The organism is Microbacterium xerophyticum, assembly GCF_053543555.1.
Map to the genome: position 1 here is coordinate 393,714 of NZ_JBLVOB010000005.1, position 6,503 is coordinate 400,216.

The following is a 6,503-nucleotide window of genomic DNA, read 5'->3' on the forward strand; positions in this document are numbered from 1 at the left end:
CCGCGCCCTTCTGGAGTTGAACATGTCACTTGACACACGACGGGGCCGCACGAAGCTGCCGCCCGAACAGCCGTCGATCCCGCAGCGCAGCGGCGGAACCGGCGCCTACTGGATGTATCTGCTTCCGGGCTTCGCCCTGCTGCTGATCATCGTCATCGTCCCGCTCGTATGGAACGTGTACCTCACCTTCACGAAATGGAAGGGCGTGCGCGCACCGGAGTTCATCGGGCTCGAGAACTGGCAGAAGATCCTGACCGACGGTGACTTCTGGACATCCTTCATCAACTCGGTGTGGATGATCCTGGCGATGGTCGTCGTGCCCACGATCGTCGGTCTGATCGTCGCGGCACTGCTCTTCGACGTCGTCGGACGCAAGTTCGGCGGCAAGGTCGGCAGTTTCCTCCGCGCCACCTACTATCTGCCGCAGATCCTGCCGATCGCCGTGGCAGGCATCGTCATCGGCTGGATCGTCCGGCCCGGTGGTGACGGCGCGCTCAATCAGATCCTCGGTTGGTTCGGGGCGCCCGCGTACGACTGGCTCGGCCAGATGCCCTCGGCGCTGATCGTGCTCATGGTCGTCATGGTCTGGGTGCAGCTGGGCTACCCCGTCGTCGTGTTCATGGCGGCGCTGCAACGCGTCGATCCCGAGCTGTACGAGGCGGCAGAGCTCGACGGCGCGAACTGGCTGCAGCGCTTCTCGGCGATAACGATGAGCATCATCCGCCCGGAGATCTTCGTCGTCACGCTCACGTGCACGATCGCAGCCCTCAAGGTCTTCGGTCCGGTCTACATCATCACGCGCGGCGGTCCCGCTGGTTCCACCCTCGTGCCCGCGTACTACGCGTACCAGGAGTTCTTCACGAAGCGCAACGTCGGCTACGGCGCGACGATCGCAACTGTGCTCACGATCGTCGTGGTCATCGTCTCGATCGTCTTCATCCGCGTCCAGAACTCCCTCGAGCGCAAGGAAAGGGCGGGACTGTGATGCACGCCACCACTGCCATCGTCACCGGAAAGCCCGCCAAGAGGCGCGCACGTGGCGGAATGACCAAGAAACGCCCCGTCGACTGGCTTCTGCTCGCGCTCGTCGTCATCGGCGCGCTCCTGGTCATCGCGCCGTTCTACCTCGTGCTGGTGAACTCGTTCAAGTCGCCCGTCGACTATGCGACCTCCGGGCCGCTCGCGCTGCCCGAGTCGATCGACCTCGGCGGCATCATCAAGTTCTGGGAGCGCGTCAACTTCCCCGAGAAGGTGTGGAACTCGATCTTCATCGCCGGGATCGTCTCGGTGCTCGCAGTCGTCATCTCGATGCTGAACGCGTTCGCCATCGGCATCGGGCGCGTCCGTGGACGCTCCTGGATCGTGCTGTTGTTCCTGCTGGCCAACCTGCTGCCGCAGGAGGCGCTGCTGTACCCGCTGTACTACATGTTCAAATCGGTCGGCCTGTACGACAACGTCTGGTCGGTGATCATCGTCTTCACCGTCATCCAGGCGGCGTTCGGGACCTACCTGCTGTCGTCCGTGTACGGCACCTTCCCCAAGGAGATCCTCGAAGCCGCCTCCCTCGACGGCGCCGGCCGCTGGCAGATTCTCTGGAGGGTCGTCTTCCCGATCAGCCGTCCGACGCTCTCCGTGCTGCTCATCTTCTTCTTCATCTGGACCTGGAACGAGTTCCTGATCCCGCTGACGTTCCTCGCCTCGAACGCGAACCAGACGGTTCCGGTCGCGATCAGCGTGCTGCAGGGCGATCGGTTGATGGACGTCACGACGACGAGCGCATCGGCACTTCTCGGCATCATCCCCACCCTCATCTTCTTCCTCATCTTCCAGCGCACGCTGACACGCGGCATCACGGCAGGAGCAGTCAAGTAATGAAGTTCACCGACGGGTTCTGGCAGCTTCGTCCAGGCGTCACCGCGCTGTATGCGCAGGAGGCATACGACATCGCCACCACCGACGACACCCCCGACGGACGCGGCATCGTCGTGACCGCCCCGCCCATGGTCATCGCCAAGCGCGGCGATGTGCTCAACCGGCCGGTGCTCACGACGACCCTCTCCTCCCCGGCCGAGGGCGTGATCCGCGTGCGCATCGCGCATCATGAGGGCGGACGCTGGCACGGCGGGTTCGCACTCCCCGGCGCGACCGCGGCGGGCGAGGTATCGGTGTCGGACGACGGCGGTGCGCTCACCAGCGGCGCGATCACCGCCAGAATCACCCCCGGCGCACCGTGGAACCTGTCGTTCGAGGTCGACGGCAGGCGCGTCACCGGCAGCGGCAACAAGGCGCAGGGCTATCTGCGCCTCTCCCCCGACGCGCAGGTCGACCACGGCATCGTCGGCAACGCCCGCAGCGGCGCACCCGCGCTCACGGGGACGACCTTCGTGCACGAGCAGCTCGACCTCGGCGTCGGCGAGCTCATCTACGGTCTCGGCGAGCGCTTCGGCCCGCTCGTCAAGAACGGCCAGACCGTGGAGATCTGGAACGCCGATGGCGGTACGTCGAGCGAGCAGGCGTACAAGAGCATCCCATTCCATCTCTCCAACCGCGGCTACGGCATCCTGGTCAACGATCCGGGTCACGTCTCCTACGAGATCGGCTCTGAGGCCGTCGAGCGCGTGCAGTTCTCTGTGCCGGGCGAGGTGCTCGAGTACTTCGTGATCGCCGGCCCCACGCCGAAGGAGGTGCTCGGAAGATACACCGCGCTGACCGGACGCGCCCCGATCGTGCCCGCGTGGTCCTACGGCCTCTGGCTGTCCACGAGCTTCACGACCGACTACGACGAGCAGACGGTGAACTCCTTCATCGACGAGATGTCGGCACGCGAGCTGCCCGTGTCGGTGTTCCACTTCGACTGCTTCTGGATGCGCGAGTTCAACTGGTGCGACTTCGAATGGGACCCTCGCGTCTTCCCCGACCCGACGGGCATGCTCGAGCGGCTCCATGAGAAGGATCTGCGCGTCTCCGTCTGGATCAACCCGTACATCGCGCAGCGCTCTCCTCTCTTCCGCGAGGCGGGCGACGCGGGATACCTCGTGAAGCGGCCCGACGGATCCATCTGGCAGTGGGATCTGTGGCAGGCCGGCATGGGGCTGGTCGATTTCACCGATCCGGATGCCGTCGCCTGGTACCAGGACAAGCTGCGCGGCCTCATCGACCAGGGCGTGGACTGCTTCAAGACCGACTTCGGCGAGCGCATCCCCACCGACGTGGTCTGGGCCGACGGCTCCGCCCCCGCACGCATGCACAACCTCTACGCGCAGCTGTACAACCGGGCGGTGCACGACGTGCTCACCGAGGCGCGCGGCGAAGGAGAAGCCGTGCTGTTCGCACGTTCGGCGACGGCCGGCGGCCAGAGCATGCCTGTGCACTGGGGCGGCGACTCGACGTCGACCTTCGCGTCGATGGCCGAGACGCTGCGCGGCGGACTGTCGCTCGCGCTCAGTGGATTCGCCTTCTGGAGCCACGACATCGGCGGTTTCGAGGGCATGCCCGATGCCGGCGTGTTCAAGCGATGGACGGCGTTCGGCCTGCTCGGCTCGCATTCCCGCTTCCACGGCTCTTCCTCCTACCGGGTGCCGTGGGCGTTCGATGACGAGGCGGTCGATGTCACCCGCTTCTTCACGCGTCTCAAGATGCGCCTGATGCCGTACCTGTATCAGGTGGGCCTGGATGCGACGCGCACCGGAGCACCGATCATGCGACCCATGCAGCTGGAGTTCCCCGACGATCCGGCCGTCGCGCACTTGGACCGGCAGTACATGCTCGGACCGGATCTCCTGGTGGCACCGGTCTTCGCCGAGTCCGGTGAAGTCGAGTTCTATCTGCCCGAGGGCGAGTGGACCTCGTTGCTGACAGGAGAGGTCGTCGAGGGCGGACGCTGGCTGCGTGAGACGCACGACTACATGTCGTTGCCGCTGTACGTGCGCCCCGGGACGCTGCTGCCGTGGGGTTCCCGCGAAGACCGCCCGGACTACGACTACCATGACGAATTGACCCTGCGCGTGTTCCGCGGCGGGTCGGGCACGCGCTCGATCACCGTCACCGCACCCGACGGTGTCAGCCGCGAGTACACCGCAGATCTTGAGGAGATCACCGAATGACCGCCATCGGTTCACCCGACTACCGCGACTCAGGACTCGTCTTCCCCGAAGGATTCACGTTCGGCTCGGCGACCGCGTCCTACCAGATCGAGGGCGCAGCGGCAGAGGACGGCCGCACCCCGTCGATCTGGGACACGTTCAGCAAGACGCCGGGGAAGGTCTGGAACGGCGACACCGGCGATGTCGCGTGCGACCACTATCGTCGCGTCGACGAAGACCTCGATCTGATGAAGGCGCTCGGGCTCGAGGCATACCGTTTCTCGATCGCCTGGCCACGGATCCAGCCGACCGCAGACGGCGGTGTGAACCAGGCCGGCGTCGACTTCTACTCGCGTCTGGTCGACGGGCTGCTCGAACGCGGCATCCGGCCCGTCGCGACCCTGTACCACTGGGATCTCCCGCAGTATCTGGAAGACGCGGGCGGCTGGACCTCGCGCGGCACCACCGATGCCTTCGAGCGGTACGCCGAGATCATGGGCGCGGCACTCGGCGACCGCGTGCACACCTGGACGACTCTGAACGAGCCGTGGTGCTCGGCCTACCTCGGCTACGGGCAGGGCGGGCATGCACCAGGGCGCACCGAACCCGCTTCGGCGCTCTCGGCGGTGCATCACCTGAACCTCGCTCACGGGCGCGCCGTGCAGGCGCTGCGCGCGACCTCGACCGGCGACCCCGACTACTCCGTCACGCTGAACTTCCACGTGCTGCGTGGACAGGGCGACGGTGCGGCAGAGGCGATGCGCCGCATCGACGGCCTGGCGAACCGTGCATTCACCCATCCGATGCTGCGCGGCGAGTACCCGTCCGATCTGCTGGCGGACACCGCCGAGGTAACGAACTGGTCGTTCGTCCAGGACGGCGATCTCGCCACGATCAATCAGCCGATCGACGTGCTGGGCGTGAACTACTACTCGACGGCGACCGTGCGGCTGTGGGATGGCGTGTCGGAGAAGCAGCAGAACGACGGCCACAAGGGAACGTCCGCCGGTACGGCATGGCCGGGCAGCGACCAGGCCGTCGAGTTCGTCCAGCAGCCCGGACCGTACACGGCCATGGGCTGGAACATCGCACCGGAGGGCCTCGAGGAGCTCCTCGTCTCCCTTTCGGAGCAGTTTCCGGAGCAGCCGCTGATGGTCACCGAGAACGGGGCCGCATTCGAGGACGAGGTCGCCGAGGACGGCTCTGTGCCTGACCCCGAGCGCACCGACTACCTGCGTCGCCACTTCACGGCAGCGCACCGCGCGATCGAGCGAGGCGTCGATCTGCGCGGCTACTTCGTGTGGTCGCTGCTGGATAACTTCGAGTGGGGCTACGGCTACGCCAAGCGGTTCGGGATCGTCCGTGTCGACTTCGACTCGCTGGAGCGCACGGTCAAGGATTCGGGCCACTGGTACGAAGAACTGGTGCGCACCCGCGCGATACCGGCGTAGCCGTCAGGAGTCGCGCCGCGGCACCGGCCAGATCTTCGGCGGCTTCGGCCCGGGCTGGTCGCCTGCCGCGGCGTCGGGCTCTCCGTCCGCGTTCGGCCTGTTGCGCGCGTTCCAGGCGGCGAACGCGGATGCCGCGGCACCTGCCGCCTTGTCGAGCACATCGGCCGACCGGGTGAAGACCTGCTGAGCGGTGTCCTGCCAGGCGGGGGTCGCGTTGGGATCCCTGCCGGCAGCGCGCGCCTTCGCCGTGTGCTCGGCGACGTCGAACGTCCGCTCGAGCTGGGCCACGGCATCCCGGTACGCCGCGAATTCCGCCGTCGTGGTGCGCGCCCCCACCGCCGGTCGCAGTTCTTGCGCGGTCCGCGAGGCGCTGAGGAACGCGGCCGTCGCAGGTTCCTTGGCGTCGCTCATCGTGGGATACGCGATGAGCTTCGCGGGGTCGGTCTCGTAGTCCATCCACCGCGCAGTGATCGCATCGTGCGCGCGGTGCAGGCGCGCCACCGGATAGCGTTCGGGCTTGGAGGCCAGCGGGATCTCCGCCCGTGCGACGTTCAGGTGCACCCGGCGTGCCCGCACATCGGCCGCCGCCGCTCGCGCATCCTGTTCCGCGGTCTTGAGCACGCGTCTGGCGCTGGCGACATCGGCGGCCGAGGCGCGCGAGGCGGTGCGTTCCGCCACGAGTCGAGCGTGCTCCGCCCTCGCGAGCTTCACGGCCCGCCGAGTCTCGGCCGCCCGGAACTGAGCTTCCTTCAGGTCTTCTCTCGCTGCATCGAACGCCAGACGCCGACCGCTCGCGCTTCCGCGTCGATGCATCCCCGCAGCCGTCACGGCGCCCGCTCCGACCACAGCGGGCGCGACCCACCACCACTCGGCTGCCAGTAAGACGGGATCCACTCCTTCATGCTAGTCAGCTTGCCACCCGTGCCGACCCCAGCGCATCAACTTCCGCGGCCGCGCCCGACTCCGGCGG

5 protein-coding genes are annotated in these 6,503 nt (G+C 67.0%); 4 read left to right on the top strand and 1 reads right to left on the bottom strand.

Annotation, left to right across the window (positions count from 1 at the left end; translation table 11 throughout):
• Positions 1–22: 22 nt before the first annotated feature.
• From ACNPNP_RS06405 to ACNPNP_RS06420, 4 genes are read left to right on the top strand one after another with little or no spacing between them, the layout of a single operon-like run.
• Positions 23–985: a carbohydrate ABC transporter permease gene (locus ACNPNP_RS06405; protein ID WP_448965257.1), complete on the top strand. Its 963-nt coding sequence runs from the start codon at positions 23–25 to the stop codon at positions 983–985.
• Entirely contained in the window at positions 985–1,872 is an 888-nt protein-coding gene (locus ACNPNP_RS06410) for a carbohydrate ABC transporter permease (protein ID WP_448965211.1), read from the top strand. Before ACNPNP_RS06405 ends, ACNPNP_RS06410 begins: the two co-directional genes overlap by 1 nt.
• A complete protein-coding gene (yicI, locus tag ACNPNP_RS06415; RefSeq protein WP_448965212.1) occupies positions 1,872–4,103 on the top strand; it encodes an alpha-xylosidase in 2,232 nt (743 codons plus the stop codon). Before ACNPNP_RS06410 ends, yicI begins: the two co-directional genes overlap by 1 nt.
• Positions 4,100–5,533, top strand: a complete 1,434-nt coding sequence (locus tag ACNPNP_RS06420; RefSeq protein ID WP_448965213.1) for a GH1 family beta-glucosidase — start codon at positions 4,100–4,102, stop codon at positions 5,531–5,533. Before yicI ends, ACNPNP_RS06420 begins: the two co-directional genes overlap by 4 nt.
• Before the next feature lie 3 nt (positions 5,534–5,536).
• On the opposite strand, the gene ACNPNP_RS06425 is transcribed toward ACNPNP_RS06420, so the two are convergent.
• Positions 5,537–6,427, bottom strand: a complete 891-nt coding sequence (locus ACNPNP_RS06425; protein ID WP_448965214.1) for a hypothetical protein — start codon at positions 6,425–6,427, stop codon at positions 5,537–5,539.
• Between the last annotated feature and the right edge of the window lie 76 nt (positions 6,428–6,503).